This is a genomic window from Streptomyces sp. NPDC031554 (genome assembly GCF_055580685.1).
Genome location: NZ_JBVIKX010000006.1, coordinates 251,954 through 269,414, shown reverse-complemented (window position 1 = coordinate 269,414; position 17,461 = coordinate 251,954). Strand labels below are relative to the sequence as shown.

Genomic DNA, 17,461 nt, shown 5'->3' with positions numbered 1-17,461 from the left:
CCGGTGTCGACGCCGTTCTATGTCTCACCCCAGCAGGCGATGGCGGACCGCGCGGAGTACGCGCGCAAGGGCATCGCCCGTGGCCGGAGCCTGGTCGTGCTCCAGTACGCCGACGGCATCGTGTTCGTCGGTGAGAACCCGTCCCGTGCGCTGCACAAGTTCAGCGAGATCTACGACCGGATCGGTTTCGCGGCCGCCGGCAAGTACAACGAGTACGAGAACCTCCGGATCGGCGGGGTGCGCTACGCGGATCTGCGGGGTTACACCTACGACCGGGACGACGTGACCGCCCGCGGTCTGGCCAACGTCTACGCGCAGACGCTGGGCACCATTTTCTCCTCGGCCGGTGAGAAGCCGTACGAGGTGGAGCTGGTGGTGGCGGAGGTCGGTGAGACGCCGGACGGCGACCAGATCTACCGGCTGCCGCACGACGGGTCGATCGTGGACGAGCACGGTTCGGTCGCGGTCGGCGGCAACGCCGAGCAGATCGGCAGCTACCTGGACCAGCGCCACCGGGACGGCATGAGTCTGGCGGAGGCCCTGAAGCTCGCGGTGCAGGCCCTGTCCCGTGACACCAACGGTACGCAGCGGGAGATTCCCGCGGAGCGTCTGGAGGTGGCGGTGCTGGACCGTACGCGTCCGCAGTCGCGCAAGTTCAAGCGGATCGTCGGGCGGCAGCTGGGCCGGCTGCTGGAGACCGACGGGGCGTCGACGGAGGCGGAGAGCGCAGAGGAGCCGGACGAGAAGTAGCCCGGCCCGCTTCTGACGGGTGTCGTGCCCCGGCCGGTCGTCCGGCCGGGGCACGGGCGCGTCTTGCGGGAGGTGTCCTCTCAGGCCCTGGGAGGGGCCGTGGAGCTGCGGACGACGAGGTGGACCGGGATCCGTGCGGTCTGGGGTGTCCGGCCCTCCAGGACCGCCAGCAGGGCTCGCATGCCGTGTTCCCCGAAGAGTTCGGCGTCCAGGCGTACGGTCGTCAGTTCCGGGTCGAGGGCGGCGGCGAGTGCGATGTCGTCCACGCCGGTGACGGAGAGGTCGTCGGGGACGCGCAGCCCGCGTCGTCGGGCGGCCTTGTAGACGCCGGCGGCGAGTTTGTCGTCGTCGCAGACGACGGCGGTGGGGTGGGGGCCGGGGGCGTCCAGGGCGGTTTCCGTGGCGGTGCGGGCGCCGTCGATGGTCATGGGGGTGGGGGCGGTGCGCAGGGTGGTGCCGGTGACGGTGCCCAGGTGTGCGGCCAGCTCGCGGGCGCGTACCTCGAAGGTCCAGGAGGGTACGTCGGAGGCCAGGTGCAGGAAGTGCCGGTGGCCGAGGTCGAGGAGGTGCTGTGCGACCTGGCGGGCGCCGTCGGCGATGTCGAGGTTGACGGTGGCGGCTCCGAGGCTGCCGTGGGGGTCGCTGTCGAGCATGACGAGGGGGAGTTGGTCGCCGCGGATGGCGGTGAGGGCGTCGGCGGCCATGGAGGAGGCGAGGACGCCGTCCAGGGCGGCGGGTGCGGAGGCGAAGGGGTCGGGGGCGGGGCCGATGCCTTCGGGGGAGGGGTAGAGCACGACGCCGAAGCCGTGGGCTGCGGCGAGCCGGGCGGCGCCGGTGTAGACGCCGGCGAAGAATTCGGTGGTCAGTTCCGGGACGACCAGCAGGATCGTGCGGGTGCGGCCCAGGCGGAGGTTGCGGGCGGCCAGGTTGGGGCGGTAGCCGAGGTCGCGGGCGGCCTGGCGGACCCGTTCGGCCGTGGTCTCGGAGACGCGGCCGCGCCATTTGTCGCCGAGGACGAGGGAGACGGCGGCCTGGGAGACTCCCGCGGCTCGGGCGACGTCGCGGCTCGTGGGGCGCGTGCTGGCTCGTGCCACCGTGGGCCTGCTCTTTCGTCTGGACGTGTGAACAGCGCACATGGTACGTATGACCGAGAGACGTTATACGTAAAACCTTGACGGGGTCGACCGTCTCGGGAGCCGACGGAGGCGGGACATGACCGCGGGATACCTGGAGATCCTCAGGGCGCGACACGCGGCCCGGCTCCTCGCCGGCACGCTGGTGGGACGGCTGCCCAACGCCACGGCCGCCATCGCGATCGTGTTGTTCGTGCGCGCCGAGGGCGGCAGCTACACGCTCGCGGGCGCCCTGGCGGCCGTGTACGGCGTCGCCAACGCCGTCGGGCAGCCGCTGCTGGGCCGTCTGGTCGATCTGCGCGGCCAGCCGCGCGTGCAGCTGCCCGCCGCGCTCGCCGCGGCCCTCGCCATGGGGGCCTTCGCCTTCACCGGTATCGCCCCGCTCCTGCTCGCCCACGCCCTGGTCGCGGCCGCCGGGCTGTTCACCCCGCCTCTGGAGGGGGGTCTGCGGGCGCTGTGGCCGTCGGTGCTGCGCCGGGAGGACCAGGTCCATGCCGCGTACGCCATGGACGCGGTGGCGCAGGAGGTGATGTTCACCGTCGGGCCGCTGCTGGTGACCCTGTGCACCTCGCTCTGGTCGGCGCAGGCCGCCCTGCTGGTCCTGAACGCGCTCGGTGTGCTCGGGGCGCTGTCCGTGGTCGTCTCGCCGCCTTCGCGCGCGTGGCGTTCCGCCCCGCGTGAGGCGCACTGGCTGGGCGCCCTGCGCTCGCCCGGTCTGCTCGTGCTGCTGGGCGCCTTCCTGTTCGTCGGTATCGCGCTGGGCTCCATCACGGTGGCCTCCGTGCCGTACGCCGACGGCCACGGCGGTGACGTGGTGTACGGCTGGCTGATGGCCGCGCTCGGTCTCGGCGCGCTCGTCGGCGGGGTGGCGTACGGGGCGCGGCGGTGGGTGGGTGTGCCGGAGCGGCGACTGCGGGTGCTGGTGGCGTTCCTGGCGTTGTGTTATCTGCCGCTGATGCTGATGCCGGGCGCGGTCGCGATGGTGGCGCTCACCGCGCTGGCGGGTGTGTTCCTCGCGCCCGCGCTCGCCTGCGCCTTCGTCCTCATCGACCGGCACGCGCCGCGGGGCACCGTCACCGAGGCGTTCTCCTGGCTGGTGACCACCTTCACGGTCGGTCACTCGCTCGGAACGGCCGTGGCGGGTCCGGTCGTCGAGGCGGGCGGTGCCCGGTGGGGTTTCGCGGTGCCGGGTGCGGCGGGTGCCGTGGCGTCGGTGGTTCTGCTGGCCACGGCGCGGGTGCTCGCGGTTCCCGTGGGAAGCGGGGTGGTTGCGGCTTCATCGGAAAATGATCCGAACCGTGCCGTCGAACCCCGTTTCAGTTCAGGGGATCGGGCGTAATGTTCAGTCATGGACCGCCGCATTTTCGGGCTGGAGAACGAGTACGGCGTCACGTGCACGTTCAGGGGACAGCGCCGCCTGTCGCCTGACGAGGTGGCGCGATACCTCTTCCGCCGTGTCGTGTCATGGGGCCGAAGCAGCAATGTCTTTCTGCGGAACGGCGCCCGCCTCTATCTCGACGTGGGATCGCATCCGGAATACGCGACACCCGAATGTGACAACGTGACCGAACTGGTCACCCACGACAAGGCCGGCGAGCGCATTCTCGAGGGACTCCTGGTGGACGCGGAACGACGCCTGCACGAGGAAGGAATCGCGGGCGACGTCTACCTCTTCAAGAACAACACCGACTCGGCGGGCAACTCCTACGGTTGCCACGAGAACTACCTGGTGGCCCGGCACGGGGAGTTCTCCCGGCTCGCGGACATCCTCATCCCCTTCCTGGTGACCCGGCAGCTGCTGTGCGGTGCCGGCAAGGTGCTCCAGACGCCCCGCGGGGCTGTCTACTGCGTGAGTCAGCGGGCCGAGCACATCTGGGAGGGCGTCTCCTCGGCGACGACCCGTTCCCGGCCCATCATCAACACCCGCGACGAGCCGCACGCCGACGCCGAGCGCTACCGCCGTCTGCACGTCATCGTGGGTGACTCGAACATGTCCGAGACGACCATGCTGCTCAAGGTCGGTGCCACCGACCTGGTGCTGCGGATGATCGAGGCGGGCACCGTGATGCGCGACCTGACGCTGGAGAACCCGATCCGGGCGATCCGCGAGGTCAGCCACGACATCACCGGCCGGCGCAAGGTGCGCCTGGCCAGCGGCCGTGAGGCCTCCGCCCTCGAGGTGCAGCGCGAGTACTACGAGAAGGCCGTGGACTTCGTCGAGCGCCGCGGCATCCGTACCGGCACCGTCGACCAGGTCCTGGAGCTGTGGGGCCGCACGCTGGACGCGATCGAGGCCGAGGACCTCGACCGGATCGGCACCGAGATCGACTGGGTGATGAAGTACAAGCTCATCGAGCGGTACCGGGCCAAGCACAACATGACCATGTCGCACCCGCGGGTGGCGCAGATAGACCTCGCCTACCACGACATCCACCGCCGTCGTGGTCTCTACTACCTGCTGGAGCGAAAGGGCCAGGCCGCCCGGATCTGCAACGATCTGAAGATCTTCGAGGGGAAGTCGGTTCCCCCGCAGACCACTCGGGCGCGGTTGCGCGGCGACTTCATCCGCCGGGCCCAGGAACAGCGGCGGGACTTCACCGTCGACTGGGTCCATCTCAAGCTCAACGACCAGGCACAACGCACGGTGTTGTGCAAGGACCCGTTCCGTTCGGTGGACGACCGGGTGGAGAAGCTGATCGCCGGAATGTGAGCGGGCACCGTGTTCTCCGGTAATGCCGGAACGTGAGAAGGGCGCCGTACGTTTCCCGTACGGCGCCCTTCTCGTGCCGGCGGTGCCGTACCGGGGGGACGGTCTCCGGGGCCCCGGCCGAAACGGGACCGGGCCGGAGCCTGAACCGGCGCGGAATCGTCAGTAAGGTAGCGCGCACGCCATCAGCAAGATCAATCGATTACGAGGCCCCCACCGTGCGCCGACGCTCACTCATTCTCGCCGCCGTACCCGCAGGACTGGTCATGCTCGCCGGATGCGGGGACGACGATTCGTCCGGCTCGTCGGGCAAGGTGGACAACAGCGCGTCGCCCTCCGCCTCGGCCCCTTCCGCCGCGCCCGCCCCCAAGATCGTCGACGGGCCGCTGCCGGCCATCACCGCGGGCACGAAGTTCGGGCAGAAGCCGACGGTCGCCAAGGGCAGCGGCAAGCCCTCCGACCAGCTCGCCGTCAAGACGGTCATCGCGGGCGGCGGCCGGACCGTCGCGGAGGGCGACTACATCCAGGCCCAGTACCTCGGCCAGATCTGGGACACCGGCAAGGTCCTCGACAACTCCTACGACCGCAAGACGCCGCTGCTCACCCAGCTGGCGCAGGGCAGCACCATGGAGGGCTGGCGCTATGCCCTGACCGGCAAGAAGGCCGGCAGCCGGGTGCAGTTCGCCGTCCCGCCCACCTGGGGCTTCGGTGATCAGGGCAACACGGAGGCGGGCGTCAAGGGCACCGACACGCTGGTGTTCGTGTTCGACATCGAGGCCGTCTTCAACGCCAGGAGCTCGGCGGAGGGCAAGAAGATCCCCCAGGACGACGCCGCGCTGCCGACGGTGGGGACGAACACCGACGGCAAGGCGCCCTCGATCGAGATCCCCAAGACCGACCCGCCGAAGAAGCTGGTGTCGGGCTACGTCATCGAGGGGGACGGCGAGGCGCTCGCGGCCGACGACACCGTCCTGGTGCAGTACAAGGGCGTCATCTGGGACACCGGCAAGGAGTTCGACTCGACGTACCAGCGGTCCGCGCTGACCTCGTTCTCGCTCCAGCAGGTCGTCAAGGGCTGGGCGCAGGGTCTGACCGGCAAGAAGGTCGGCAGTCGTGTCGTCATCGTCATCCCGCCCGACCTGGGGTACGGCGACCAGCCGCCGGCCGGCAGCGGCATCGAGAAGGACTCCACGATGGTCTTCACGGTGGACATCCTCGCGAAGATGTGACGCCGCCGTGATGTAAGACTGTGCTGTTGCCTTTCCGCGAACAAGCAGGAGCGTAAGACGTGAGCATCGAGAAGCCCGAGATCGACTTCCCGGGCGGCGAGCCCCCGGCGGACCTCGAGATCAAGGACATCTGGGAGGGCGACGGTGAGGTGGCGCAGGCGGGCCAGACCGTCTCCGTGCACTACGTCGGTGTCGCCTTCAGCACCGGTGAGGAGTTCGACGCCAGCTGGAACCGGGGCACTCCCTTCCGCTTCCCGCTGGGCGGCGGCCGGGTCATCAAGGGCTGGGACCAGGGCGTGCAGGGCATGAAGGTCGGCGGCCGTCGCCAGCTGACCATCCCGGCCCACCTCGCCTACGGCAACCAGAGCCCGACCCCGGCGATCAAGCCGGGCGAGACGCTGATCTTCGTGGTCGACCTGCTCGGGGTCTGATCGTCGTACGACCGGTCTCGACCGGCCGGGGCCCATGCCTGTCCGGGCATGGGCCCTCGGCTTTTGTCCGGGCACCGCGGAGGGGTACGGTCATCCGTCGGAAGCACCACAGGAGAGGCGAAGGGCATCGATGGCCATTGCCAAGGCAGAGCGGCTGATGAACCTGGCGCTGTGTCTGCTCGGGACGCGGCGGCCGCTGAGCAAGCGCGAGCTGCGCGACTCCATCGAGGCCTACGTCGAGGCGTTCGGTCCGGGCAGGGGCGGTGCGGGGGCGGACGACTCCTTCAACCGCATGTTCGAGCGGGACAAGGACGACCTGCGCGAGCTGGGTCTCGTCATCGAGACCGTCGAGAGCCTGGACGGCGAGATCGGCTACCTCGCCCGCCGCGACAGCAACCGGCTGCCGGCCATCACCCTCGACGCCGAGGAGGCCGCGGCCCTGGGGCTGGCCGCCAAGGTGTGGCAGCAGGCCCGGCTCGCCGGCGCGGCCAGCGGCGCCCTGCAGAAACTGCGCGCGGCGGGTCTGCCCGAGGACGTCGACCCGTACGAGCCGCACAGTGCGCTGGAACCGCGCATCCCCGTCCACGAGGCCGCGTTCGAGCCGCTGATGCTGGCCTGCCGCGACCGCCGCCCCGTCGTCTTCGACTACCGCAAGGCCACCGCCGCCCGTCCCGAGCCCCGGCACGTCGAGCCGTGGGCCCTGGAGTGCTGGCGCGGTCACTGGTACCTCGCGGGCTGGGACCGCGACCGGGGCGCCGAGCGCGTCTTCCGGCTGTCCCGCATCACCGGAAAGGTGCGCTCGCGCGGCACGGCGTTCAGCGCGCCCGTGCCCGACGTCGTCACCGTGCGCGAGACCGTGGCCGGCTGGGCGGGGGAGACCGCCGACCGCAGCGCGCTGATCCGGCTGCGCGCCGGCTGCGGCTACCCCTTGCGGGCGAGGGCCACGGCGGTGCGGGAACTCGGTGACGGCTGGGACGAGTTGGAGATTCCGTACGGGCACGGCCTGGACGCCTGGCTGGTGGAGTTCGGGCCGGACGTGGTGGTGCTGGAGCCCGCGGAGCTGCGGGCCGACGTGGTGGACCGGCTGCGCGCCGTGGCCAAGGGCTGAGGGGGAGCGAGCAACACAGTGGCAGGCAAACCGGTCAGGCCGGCGAACGCGATCGACCAGACCCGGCGGATGCTCTCCCTGGTGACGTATCTGCGGGAGCGTCCCGGAGCGCGCATCGAGGACGTCGCCCGCGCCTTCGGGATCACCGAGGACGAGCTGGTCTCCGACCTCGACGTGCTGCCCATGTGCGGCACCAGCTTCCGCGGCGGCGACCTGCTCGACATCGACACCGACGGCGAGCGGATCTGGTGGCACAACCCGGCCGCCCTCGGCGCGGACGCCGCCGAGCCGCTGCGGCTGGCCGCCGACGAGGCGACCGCGCTGCTGGTGGCCGCCCGCGCGGTGGCGACCCTGCCCGGACTGCGCGAGAGCGACCGGCAGGCACTGCTGCGGGCCACCGCCAAGGTGGAGACCGCGGCCGGGGAGGCGGCGGGTGCCAGCTCCCGCCTGTCGGTGACCTTCGAGTCCGAGGGCGGGGTCTTCGCCGACGTCGACCGGGCGATCTCCGAGCGCCGCCGGCTGTGGATCCGCTACTACTCGCCCGCCCGCGACGAGGTCACCGAGCGCGAGATCGACCCGATCCGCCTGGTCAGCGTCGGGCACACGTACGTGGAGGCCTGGTGCCACCGCTCCGAGGCGCGCCGCACCTTCCGTCTCGACCGGGTCGCCGAGATCAGGATCCTCGACGAGCCCGCCGTGCCGCCGGAGGTCGAACTGCGGGACCTGTCGGAGGGGCTGGTCCAGCCCGCCGCCGAGGACCCGGAGGTCGTCGTCGAGGTGGGGCCCGGCGGGCGCTGGGTCGCCGAGTACTACCCGCACGACAGCGCCGACGAACTTCCCGACGGCGGCCTGCGCATCACCCTGCGCACGCCCGAGCCGGCCTCGCTGCGGCGGCTGGCGCTGCGGCTCGGCCGCGACGGCCGCATCGTGGCGCCCGAAGACCTCGCCGACAGCGCCCGCCGCGCGGCCCGCGAGGCGCTGGCGGCGTACGACGGAGTGGAGGCCGCGGGGGCCGCGGGGCACGGCGGGGCGGACGATCCCGTCGGCGGGCGGGGCGGCACCGGGCGGCCCGGACCGGCGCGGGAGCACAGCGACGAGGGGCGGGAGCGGCAGCGGTGAGCGAGTCGGCGACGACGTCCGGTGCGCGGGGCATCTCGGTGGCCTCGGCCTTCTCGGGCATGACGAACGTGGCCCCGGTGGTCTTCAGGGCCGGCTGCCCGGACTGCCGCGGTCGTTTCGAACTCGCCGCGGGCGCGCTGCGCCTGGTCATCGGCGCCTCCCGCCGCACCACCTTCTACTCCTTCACCTGTCCCGGCTGCGACGCCGCCGTGCGCAGGCCGGCCGGGGAGCGGGTGGTCGAGCTGCTCACCGGGGGCGGGGTCAGGACCCTGCGGCTGCACACTCCGTAGGAAGGTCTAGGCTCGACGTCATGTTCTGGCCGATGTTCGCGGTAGCCATGGGTTTTCTGGGTCTCGCCGTCCTCGCGGTGTTCGCCGTCCGGGTCTTCCTGGAGGCGCAGCGACTCGGCCGTCAGGTGTCGGACTCCGCGCAGCGCATCAACCGGGCCGCGGAGGACCTGGAGCGGGCCTCCCTGAGCGCGGCCCGCGCCGTGGACACCCTGTGAGGGCCGCTGTCGCCCTCCTGTGAGTCCCGCGCGGAACACGTTTTGGGACACTTCGCCCTCCCGTCGCGGCGGCCCGGACAGGTACGCTGCTGGTCGCGCTCCGGAGAACGAGGCCCGGAACGCGGACCGGGAGTACGCACGGGGATTGCCTCACGTTCACCCCTGAGCGTTACGATCGCTGACAGCACGATCGTTCGGACAACTGTCCGGTCGGTCGGACAGCAATCCCACCCAGCCGCCTCGGTGAGAAGGTAAAGACTTATGTTCGGAAGGCTCGGAGCCCCCGAGATCATTCTCATCCTCGTCGTCATCATCCTGCTGTTCGGCGCGAAGAAGCTTCCGGACATGGCGCGCTCGCTCGGCAAGTCCGCACGCATCCTCAAGAGCGAGGCCAAGGCGATGAAGGACGACGGCAGCAGCACGGCCACCCCGGCCGGCCCGCCCCCGCCCAACGACGGCGAGCAGCCGCCGGCTCAGCGCACCATCCAGGCCTCCCCCGGTGACGTGACCAGCTCGCGCCCGGTCAGCGAGCCGACGGATTCGACCAAGCGCTGACGCAGGGCCGGTGACCTCCGGCCCGCCGCACGAGATGGGAACGTGGGTTGCTCAAGTCTGCCCGCAAGAAGGAGAAGGACCCCGAGGGGCGTATGCCCCTCGCGGAGCACCTTCGTGAGTTGCGCAACCGGCTGGCGAAGGCGCTGCTCGCCATCGTGGCCGTGACGATCGTCGCCGCCTTCTTCTACAAGGACATCATCGAGTTCTTCACGAACCCGATCCTGACCGCGGTGGGGTGCGATTCGACCTTCTCCGAGCTGGCGCAGCAGCGCACCGGCACCTGTGCCCGCATCGTCCTGAACGGTCTGCTCACCCCGTTCACGCTCGCCCTGAAGGTCTCCCTGATGGCGGGCGTGATCTTCGCGTCGCCGGTCTGGCTCTACCAGCTGTGGGGCTTCGTCGCGCCGGGTCTGCACCAGCACGAGCGCAAGTACGCCTACGCGTTCGTCGGCACGGGCGTCCCGCTGTTCCTCGGCGGTGCCTTCTTCGCGTACAAGACGCTGCCGACGATGGCGAAGGTGCTCCTCGAGTTCTCACCGGCGGACCTGGACAACCAGCTGCCGCTCGACGACCTGCTCGACCTCATCGTGCGCATGGTGCTCGTCTTCGGCCTCTCCTTCGAGCTGCCGCTGCTGCTGGTCATGCTCAACCTGACCGGGGCGCTGACCGGCCGGCGCATGATGAGCTGGTGGCGCGGCATGATCATCGGCATCACGGTCTTCGCCGCCGTGGCCACGCCCAGCACCGACCCGCTGACCATGCTGGCGCTCGCCGGGCCGATCTGGATCCTCTACTTCTTCGCGACCGGCTTCTCCCTGCTGAACGACCGCCGCAGGCGCCGCCGGGCCGCCCTGGGCCCCGCCGACGACGAGGCCTCCGAGCTGGATCTCACCCCCGAGGACATCGGCGCGGTCGAGGCGGTGACCCCGAGCCGGACGCTCCCCGGGCAGACGAGCACGGAACGGGTCAACGGCTACGACGACGTGACCTGAGCACCGGGACGGACCCGTTCGCGGCCGGGGCGCCCATGGGTGCCCCGGCCGCTCCGTGCACCCGGGCGGCGACGCACCGTGAGGGCCTGAGCTGCGCGGACAGCGGTCCGCCGGCGGTGGATCCGGATAATGATCGTCCTGTTGTCAGTGCGGCCCGGTACGGTGGAAAGCACGATGACAGAGGACCTCTCACCGGCCGAGCGGTACGCGGCAGCCCGTAAGCGCGCTGTCGAGCAGGCCACCGCGCTCGCCTCCTTCCGCGAGATGTACGACTTCGGTCTCGACCCCTTCCAGATCGAGGCCTGCCAGGCGCTCGAGTCGGGCAAGGGCGTCCTGGTGGCCGCCCCGACCGGCTCGGGCAAGACGATCGTCGGCGAGTTCGCCGTCCACCTCGCCCTGCAACAGGGCAAGAAGTGCTTCTACACGACACCCATCAAGGCGCTGTCGAACCAGAAGTACTCCGACCTGTGCCGCCGCTACGGCGCCGACAAGGTCGGTCTGCTGACCGGCGACAACAGTGTCAACTCCGACGCCCCGGTGATCGTGATGACCACCGAGGTCCTGCGGAACATGCTGTACGCCGGCTCGCAGACCCTCCTCGGCCTCGGTCACGTGGTGATGGACGAGGTGCACTACCTCTCCGACCGCTTCCGGGGCGCCGTGTGGGAAGAGGTGATCATCCACCTTCCCGCATCGGTGACCCTGGTCTCCCTGTCGGCGACCGTGTCCAACGCCGAGGAGTTCGGCGACTGGCTCGACACCGTGCGCGGCGACACCGAGGTGATCGTCTCCGAGCACCGGCCCGTGCCGCTGTTCCAGCACGTGCTGGCCGGACGGCGGATGTACGACCTCTTCGAGGAGGGCGAGGGCCACCGCAAGGCCGTCAACCCCGACCTCGCGCGGCTGGCCCGCATGGAGGCGAGCCGGCCGTCGTACCAGGACCGCAGGCGCGGCCGGAACATGCGCGAGGCCGACCGCGAGCGCGAGCGCAGACAGCGGTCGCGGGTGTGGACGCCCGGACGCCCCGAGGTCATCGAGCGGCTCGACGCCGAGGGCCTGCTGCCCGCGATCACCTTCATCTTCAGCCGTGCCGCCTGCGAGGCCGCCGTCCAGCAGTGCCTGTACGCCGGGCTGCGGCTCAACGACGACGACGCGCGCGAACGGGTCCGGGCCCTGGTGGAGGAGCGCACCGCCGCCATCCCCCACGAGGACCTGCACGTCCTGGGCTACTACGAGTGGCTGGAGGGCCTGGAGCGGGGCATCGCCGCCCACCACGCGGGCATGCTGCCGACCTTCAAGGAGGTCGTCGAGGAGCTGTTCGTCCGCGGCCTGGTCAAGGCCGTCTTCGCCACCGAGACCCTCGCCCTCGGCATCAACATGCCCGCCCGCTCGGTCGTGCTGGAGAAGCTCGTCAAATGGAACGGCGAACAGCACGCCGACATCACCCCCGGCGAGTACACGCAGCTCACCGGCCGCGCGGGACGCCGTGGCATCGATGTCGAGGGACACGCCGTCGTGCTGTGGCAGCGCGGCATGAACCCCGACCACCTGGCCGGTCTGGCCGGTACCCGCACCTATCCGCTGCGCTCCAGCTTCAAGCCGTCGTACAACATGGCGGTCAACCTGGTCCAGCAGTTCGGCCGGCACCGCTCGCGCGAGCTGCTGGAGACCTCCTTCGCGCAGTTCCAGGCCGACCGCTCGGTCGTCGGGATCTCCCGGCAGGTGCAGCGCAACGAGGAGGGACTGGAGGGCTACAAGGCCTCCATGACCTGCCACCTCGGCGACTTCGAGGAGTACGCGCGGCTGCGCCGCGAACTCAAGGACCGTGAGACGGAGCTGGCCAAGCAGGGCGCGGCCCAGCGGCGGGCCGAGGCGGCGGTGGCGCTGGAGAAGCTGAAGCCGGGCGACGTCATCCACGTGCCCACCGGCAAGTACGCCGGACTGGCACTGGTCCTCGATCCGGGCCTGCCCGCCGGCCGGGCCAACGGCCATCGCGGCTTCGACCACCAGGACGGACCGCGCCCGCTCGTGCTGACCGCCGAACGGCAGGTCAAGCGGCTCGCCGCGATGGACTTCCCGGTGCCCGTCGAGGCGCTGGAGCGGATGCGCATCCCGAAGACGTTCAACCCGCGCTCGCCGCAGTCCCGCCGGGACCTCGCCTCCGCGCTGCGCACCAAGGCCGGGCACATCACGCCCGAGCGCGCCCGCAGGGGCCGGTCCCAGGCCGCCGACGACCGCGAGATCGCCCGTCTGCGCGCCGCGCTGCGCGCCCACCCCTGCCACGGCTGCTCCGAGCGCGAGGACCACGCCCGCTGGGCCGAGCGCTACCACCGGCTGCTGCGCGACACCTCACAGCTCGAGCGCCGCATCGAGGGCCGGACGAACACCATCGCCCGCACCTTCGACCGGATCGTGGCCCTGCTGACCGAACTGGACTACCTGCGCGGCAACGAGGTCACCGAGCACGGCAAGCGGCTCGCCCGGCTGTACGGCGAGCTGGACCTGCTGGCGAGCGAATGCCTGCGGGCCGGCGTCTGGGAGGGCCTGACACCGGCCGAACTCGCCGCCTGCGTCTCGGCGCTGGTGTTCGAGGCCCGCTCCGGCGACGACGCGATGGCGCCGAAGCTGCCCGCGGGCAGGGCCAAGACCGCGCTCGGCGAGATGGTGCGGATCTGGGGCCGGCTGGACGCCCTGGAGGAGGACTTCCGGATCAGCCAGACCGAGGGCGTCGGCCAGCGCGAGCCCGACCTCGGCTTCGCCTGGGCCGCCCACATGTGGGCCTCGGGCAAGGGCCTCGACGAGGTCCTGCGGGAGGTCGAGATGCCGGCCGGGGACTTCGTGCGCTGGTGCAAGCAGGTCATCGACGTCCTCGGACAGATCGCGGCGGCCGCGCCCCCGGAGAGTTCGTCGGTGGCGAGGAACGCCCGCAAGGCGGTCGACGCGCTGCTGCGGGGCGTCGTGGCGTACTCGTCGGTCGGCTGAGCGGGAGCGGACGGCGGCCCCGGCCGGGGCGACGGCTCCGGCCGGGGCCGCACCTGTGCCGCCGCCCGAGCGGGCCGGGCCCGTGACGGGTACCGCCCGCCCGAGCGCAGGCGCCACGTCGCTGAGTGGGACGGCGGCGGGGCTCCGTCGACGGTCCGTCACCGGGGCCGCACGGCGGGCACGGCGCCCGTTCCGGTGAGCGCCTTCCCCGGCACCGACCGCGTGCGCGGGCGCCGTCCGGCCCCGGCCCGGCCCCGTCGTCGGGAGGCCCGGCGGCTCCGCCCCGCCGCCGGGCCGCCGCACTCGTCCGCGGGGACGGGACGCCGGATGCCGGCGAGGCCGCCCGCAGGACCCGGGGCGGGTCCGCGACACGGAGGAGCCGTGGCCGCGCGTACTTCGGGGACGTCGGCACGACGCGTACGACGCGTACGACGGCACGGTGCGTACGCGGGGGCGATCGGTGTCCGGACCCGGTCGTCGGCCGGTCGGCGCCGAGCTCGGACGGCGGGCCTGATCTCCCTTTCCCCGCACCGTACTTCGCGCTGACGGCACCCCACGGTGACCCCGCGTCCCGAGGGTGCCCCGCGGCAGCCCCGCACCCCCTGATTCACCTGTCCAGGTGAAGAGTTCCGTACGCACGTTCGTCGTCACTCGGTGTGTGCGAACGAATTCCGAGCGTGCGAAACGCCCGAGGTTACTCCAGGTACGGGTGTGGTTTCAGGCGGTTGCCGAATACGAAGCGGCGATGATCCGGTCGGACTAGGCTCGCCCGCGGCGCACCGGCTTGAGGCGTATTCGTGCGCTTGTTCCCGATGTCCCGATGATGCCGACAGATCCCCTACAGAGGGTGCCCACATGGTGAGTGTTCAGTCCCCACCCGGTCGCCGTGAACTGGCCTACATCCGGACGGTGTTGCTGCCGGCGACAGTGATGGCCGCGGCGACCGGAGCGGCCGTCGCCCTGGTGGCGGCCCCGGCCCGGACGGCCGTCGGCGTCTGCGGAGCCGTCGCCGGCCTCCTGGTGGTCCTCGCCGGCACCGAGTCGGCGCGTCGCGGCCGTCGACTGGAGGAACTGCGCGCGGAGAAGGACCGCCGGATCGCGAACCTGGAGCGCCGGGTCGCCGGCCACGAGGAACAGAACCTCCGGCTCGCCGACTTCTTCGTCCCCCAGGCGGTGGCCTGGCTGCGCGCCGGCAACTCGCCCCGGGAGGTGATGCTCCACTTCACCGACGTGGACGCCGACTACCGCGAACTCGGCGAGGGGCAGCGCAAGGTGGTCAAGACGATCCTCGAGATCGTCGACCACGAGGAGGCCCTGCGCGACTCCGCCCAGCGCTCGTTCGTCAGCGTCGCCCGGCGCGTCCAGGCCATCGTGCACCAGCAGGCCGCGGAACTGAGGGAGATGGAGGAGGACCACGGCCGCAACCCCGAGGTCTTCGACGACCTCCTGCGCATCGACCACGGCACCGCCCTGATCGGCCGGCTCGCCGACTCCATCGGCGTGCTCGGCGGCGGCCGCCCCGGCCGCAACTGGCCCCAGCCCGTGCCGCTCTACAGCGTGCTGCGCGGCGCCATGTCCCGCATCCTGGAGTACCGCCGCATCCAGCTCGACTCCATCGCCAAGGTCAACATCCGCGGCCTGTCCGTCGAGCCGCTGATCCACGCGCTCGCCGAACTCCTCGACAACTCGACCCGCTACTCGCCGCCCACCAGCAAGGTGCACGTCAACGCCGTAGAGGTGCAGACCGGCATCGCGATCGAGATCGAGGACGCCGGCGTCAGCCTCAGCGCGGAGGCCCGCGCCAAGGCCGAGCACATGCTGGAACAGGCCATGGCCGGTGTCGACATCCAGGACGTCGGCGGCACCCCGCGCCTCGGGCTCGCGGTCGTCGGCCGCCTCTGCACGGCGTTCGACATGCAGGTCTCCCTGCGCACCTCGGCCTACGGCGGCGTCCGTGCCGTACTGATCGCGCCGAGCGAGATGGTCACCTCCGACCCCGCGCCCGGTTTCGCCCACGGCATCGGCGCCACCGCCGTACCCCAGATCGACCTGGGCGACATCGAGGGCCCGAAGCGGCCTCCGAAGAGGCGCCGCCCCACCAACCCGAGGATCCCGGCGGGTGTCTCCCTGGACGACGACGAGGTGCCCGAGGTCACCGAGTGGACCGACAAGGGCCTGCCGCAGCGCCGCAGCAAGACCACCGTCCCGATCAGCCAGCGCTACCGCGAGGCGTACGCCGCCCAGGCGGCCGCACGCGCCGGCGAGCCGGACCCGTTCGCACGGCCCGCGCCCGAACCCGAGCCCGGCGTCAAGCGGCAGGAGCCCGGCGTCGCCTTCGAGGCGTTCTGGGAGGGCCTGAAGAAGGAGGCCCCTCCCGGGCACCACCCGACGGACTTCACCCGCAACCCCACCGCATACCTGCATCTGCTCAAGGACAAGACCGGGCTCGAGGCCGACGACGAAGGGGACCTCACGTGATCCAGCAGCGCCAAAACTTCGACTGGCTGCTCAAGGAACTGTACGACGGGGTTCCGGGCATCGAGATGATCGTCGTGCTCTCGGCCGACGGGCTGCGCATCGCCCGCTACGCCGGTGATCCCGACGCCGCCGACCGGGTCGCGGCGGCCTGCGCCGGCCTCCAGAGCCTGGCCAACGCCGTCGCCCAGGAGATCCACTCCAGCGACGGCGAGATGAACCTGGTCATGATCGAGCTGAACGGCGGCTACTTCTACATGATGTCCGCCGGCGCCAACGCCTACCTCGCCGTCCTCGCCGACGTGCGCTGCGAGGCCGGCCGGATGAGCGCCATGATGCGCGACCTCGTGGTGCGGATCGGGGCCCATCTGACCAGCCCGCCCCGGCGGAACGGGCAGAGCGTATGACGCCTCCGCAACGCCGGCGGCGCGACCCCGCCCCGGAACCGCCCCCGCCGAAGGAGCCGAAGGAAGGGGAGGGCAAGAACCCCGAACGGCTGTACATCATCACCGGCCCGGACGGCGAACGCGCCCCGCTCGACCTCGTCACCCTGATCGTGGCGCGCGCCGAACCGCTCTCCTCCGCCGCCCCCGAGCAGTCGGCGGTGCTGCGGATGTGCCGGGCCCCGCTGTCGGTGGCCGAGGTGTCGGCCTACCTCGGCCTGCCGTTCAGCGTGGTGACGGTGCTGCTCACCGAGATGCTGGCGGCCGAACTCGTCCAGGCGCGCGCCCCGATCGTCCGGCAGCACCTCCCCGACCGTTCCCTCCTCGAAGCGGTGATGCATGGACTTCAACGGCTCTGACACCCTCCCCGGCCCACGCGCCGAGGACCACCTGCCGCAGACCACCACGGCGGCGGCCAAGATCGTCATCGTGGGCGGCTTCGGCGTCGGCAAGACGACCATGGTCGGGTCGGTCAGCGAGATCAAGCCGCTGACCACCGAGGAGACCATGACGCAGGCCGGTATCGGCGTCGACGACGACTACGGCTCCGACAGCAAGACCGCCACCACCGTCGCCATGGACTTCGGCCGCATCCGCATCACGGACCAGGTCGTGCTCTACCTCTTCGGCACCCCCGGCCAGGAGCGGTTCTGGTTCCTGTGGAACGGCCTGTTCGAAGGCGCCCTCGGCGCGGTCGTCCTGGTCGACACCCGCCGCCTGGAGGTCAGCTTCGAGGTCATGGGCCGGCTGGAGGAACGCGGCGTGCCCTTCGTGGTCGCCGTCAACTCCTTCCCCGACGGCCCCCGTTACCCGCTGGAGGACCTGAGGGGCGCCCTCGACCTGCCGCCCGAGATCCCGATCGTGGAGTGCGACGTGCGCCGCCGGGCCTCCAGCCGCGACGTGCTGATGACGCTGACACGTTTCCTGCACGACCTCGTGCGGACCGGCAGCCTGACCTGACGCCCGCCCGGCCCGACCTCTGCGGCCCCTCCCGGACCTCTTCCCCGGCCCCTTCCGGACCCCTTTCCCGGC

General features: G+C 71.4%; 17 protein-coding genes. 16 read left to right on the top strand and 1 reads right to left on the bottom strand.

Features of this window, described 5'->3' with window-relative positions; translation table 11 throughout:
• Positions 1-3 precede the first annotated feature (3 nt).
• The gene (gene prcA / locus ACZ5FU_RS18545; protein ID WP_451527905.1) at positions 4-750 is read left to right on the top strand and encodes a proteasome subunit alpha; all 747 of its coding nucleotides are present in this window, start codon (positions 4-6) and stop codon (positions 748-750) included.
• An 80-nt stretch (positions 751-830) separates the two neighbouring features.
• Here prcA and ACZ5FU_RS18540 read toward each other — a convergent pair whose 3' ends face one another.
• A complete protein-coding gene (locus ACZ5FU_RS18540) occupies positions 831-1,844 on the bottom strand; it encodes a LacI family DNA-binding transcriptional regulator (RefSeq protein WP_451527906.1) in 1,014 nt (337 codons plus the stop codon).
• Between the two features lie 118 nt (positions 1,845-1,962).
• Between ACZ5FU_RS18540 and ACZ5FU_RS18535 the strand changes: the two genes are divergently transcribed.
• The 15 genes from ACZ5FU_RS18535 (at position 1,963) to ACZ5FU_RS18465 (ending at position 17,389) form a co-directional block, all read left to right on the top strand.
• Positions 1,963-3,222 carry an MFS transporter gene (locus ACZ5FU_RS18535; RefSeq protein ID WP_468646758.1) on the top strand — a complete coding sequence of 420 codons (1,260 nt, stop codon included), beginning with the start codon at positions 1,963-1,965 and terminating at the stop codon, positions 3,220-3,222.
• A 9-nt stretch (positions 3,223-3,231) separates the two neighbouring features.
• Positions 3,232-4,593, top strand: a complete 1,362-nt coding sequence (gene pafA / locus ACZ5FU_RS18530) for a Pup--protein ligase (RefSeq protein WP_020117715.1) — start codon at positions 3,232-3,234, stop codon at positions 4,591-4,593.
• 215 nt (positions 4,594-4,808) lie between these two features.
• A complete protein-coding gene (locus ACZ5FU_RS18525; protein WP_451781334.1) occupies positions 4,809-5,819 on the top strand; it encodes an FKBP-type peptidyl-prolyl cis-trans isomerase in 1,011 nt (336 codons plus the stop codon).
• 59 nt (positions 5,820-5,878) lie between these two features.
• Positions 5,879-6,250, top strand: a complete 372-nt coding sequence (locus ACZ5FU_RS18520; RefSeq protein ID WP_073495330.1) for an FKBP-type peptidyl-prolyl cis-trans isomerase — start codon at positions 5,879-5,881, stop codon at positions 6,248-6,250.
• A 130-nt stretch (positions 6,251-6,380) separates the two neighbouring features.
• Positions 6,381-7,358: a helix-turn-helix transcriptional regulator gene (locus ACZ5FU_RS18515; protein WP_451527909.1), complete on the top strand. Its 978-nt coding sequence runs from the start codon at positions 6,381-6,383 to the stop codon at positions 7,356-7,358.
• Between the two features lie 18 nt (positions 7,359-7,376).
• Positions 7,377-8,477 carry a helix-turn-helix transcriptional regulator gene (locus ACZ5FU_RS18510; RefSeq protein WP_451527910.1) on the top strand — a complete coding sequence of 367 codons (1,101 nt, stop codon included), beginning with the start codon at positions 7,377-7,379 and terminating at the stop codon, positions 8,475-8,477.
• Positions 8,474-8,767 (top strand): hypothetical protein, encoded by a 294-nt coding sequence (locus ACZ5FU_RS18505; RefSeq protein ID WP_468646756.1) that lies wholly within the window; start codon positions 8,474-8,476, stop codon positions 8,765-8,767. Before ACZ5FU_RS18510 ends, ACZ5FU_RS18505 begins: the two co-directional genes overlap by 4 nt.
• A 20-nt stretch (positions 8,768-8,787) precedes the next feature.
• The gene (locus tag ACZ5FU_RS18500) at positions 8,788-8,982 is read left to right on the top strand and encodes a hypothetical protein (protein WP_366061381.1); all 195 of its coding nucleotides are present in this window, start codon (positions 8,788-8,790) and stop codon (positions 8,980-8,982) included.
• A 261-nt stretch (positions 8,983-9,243) separates the two neighbouring features.
• Complete coding sequence (gene tatA / locus ACZ5FU_RS18495; RefSeq protein ID WP_451527912.1) at positions 9,244-9,537, top strand: Sec-independent protein translocase subunit TatA; 294 nt, start codon at positions 9,244-9,246, stop codon at positions 9,535-9,537.
• Between the two features lie 47 nt (positions 9,538-9,584).
• Positions 9,585-10,529 (top strand): twin-arginine translocase subunit TatC, encoded by a 945-nt coding sequence (tatC, locus tag ACZ5FU_RS18490; protein WP_451527913.1) that lies wholly within the window; start codon positions 9,585-9,587, stop codon positions 10,527-10,529.
• A 129-nt stretch (positions 10,530-10,658) separates the two neighbouring features.
• Complete coding sequence (locus ACZ5FU_RS18485) at positions 10,659-13,511, top strand: DEAD/DEAH box helicase (RefSeq protein WP_451781332.1); 2,853 nt, start codon at positions 10,659-10,661, stop codon at positions 13,509-13,511.
• Positions 13,512-14,366: 855 nt separating this feature from the next.
• On the top strand, positions 14,367-15,989 hold the full coding sequence (locus ACZ5FU_RS18480; RefSeq protein ID WP_451527915.1) for an ATP-binding protein: 1,623 nt from the start codon (positions 14,367-14,369) through the stop codon (positions 15,987-15,989).
• Positions 15,986-16,393: a roadblock/LC7 domain-containing protein gene (locus ACZ5FU_RS18475; RefSeq protein ID WP_356563317.1), complete on the top strand. Its 408-nt coding sequence runs from the start codon at positions 15,986-15,988 to the stop codon at positions 16,391-16,393. Before ACZ5FU_RS18480 ends, ACZ5FU_RS18475 begins: the two co-directional genes overlap by 4 nt.
• Positions 16,390-16,788, top strand: a complete 399-nt coding sequence (locus ACZ5FU_RS18470) for a DUF742 domain-containing protein (protein ID WP_451527916.1) — start codon at positions 16,390-16,392, stop codon at positions 16,786-16,788. The genes ACZ5FU_RS18475 and ACZ5FU_RS18470 overlap by 4 nt, the downstream gene beginning before the upstream one ends.
• On the top strand, positions 16,769-17,389 hold the full coding sequence (locus ACZ5FU_RS18465) for a GTP-binding protein (protein WP_451527917.1): 621 nt from the start codon (positions 16,769-16,771) through the stop codon (positions 17,387-17,389). Before ACZ5FU_RS18470 ends, ACZ5FU_RS18465 begins: the two co-directional genes overlap by 20 nt.
• Positions 17,390-17,461 lie beyond the last annotated feature (72 nt).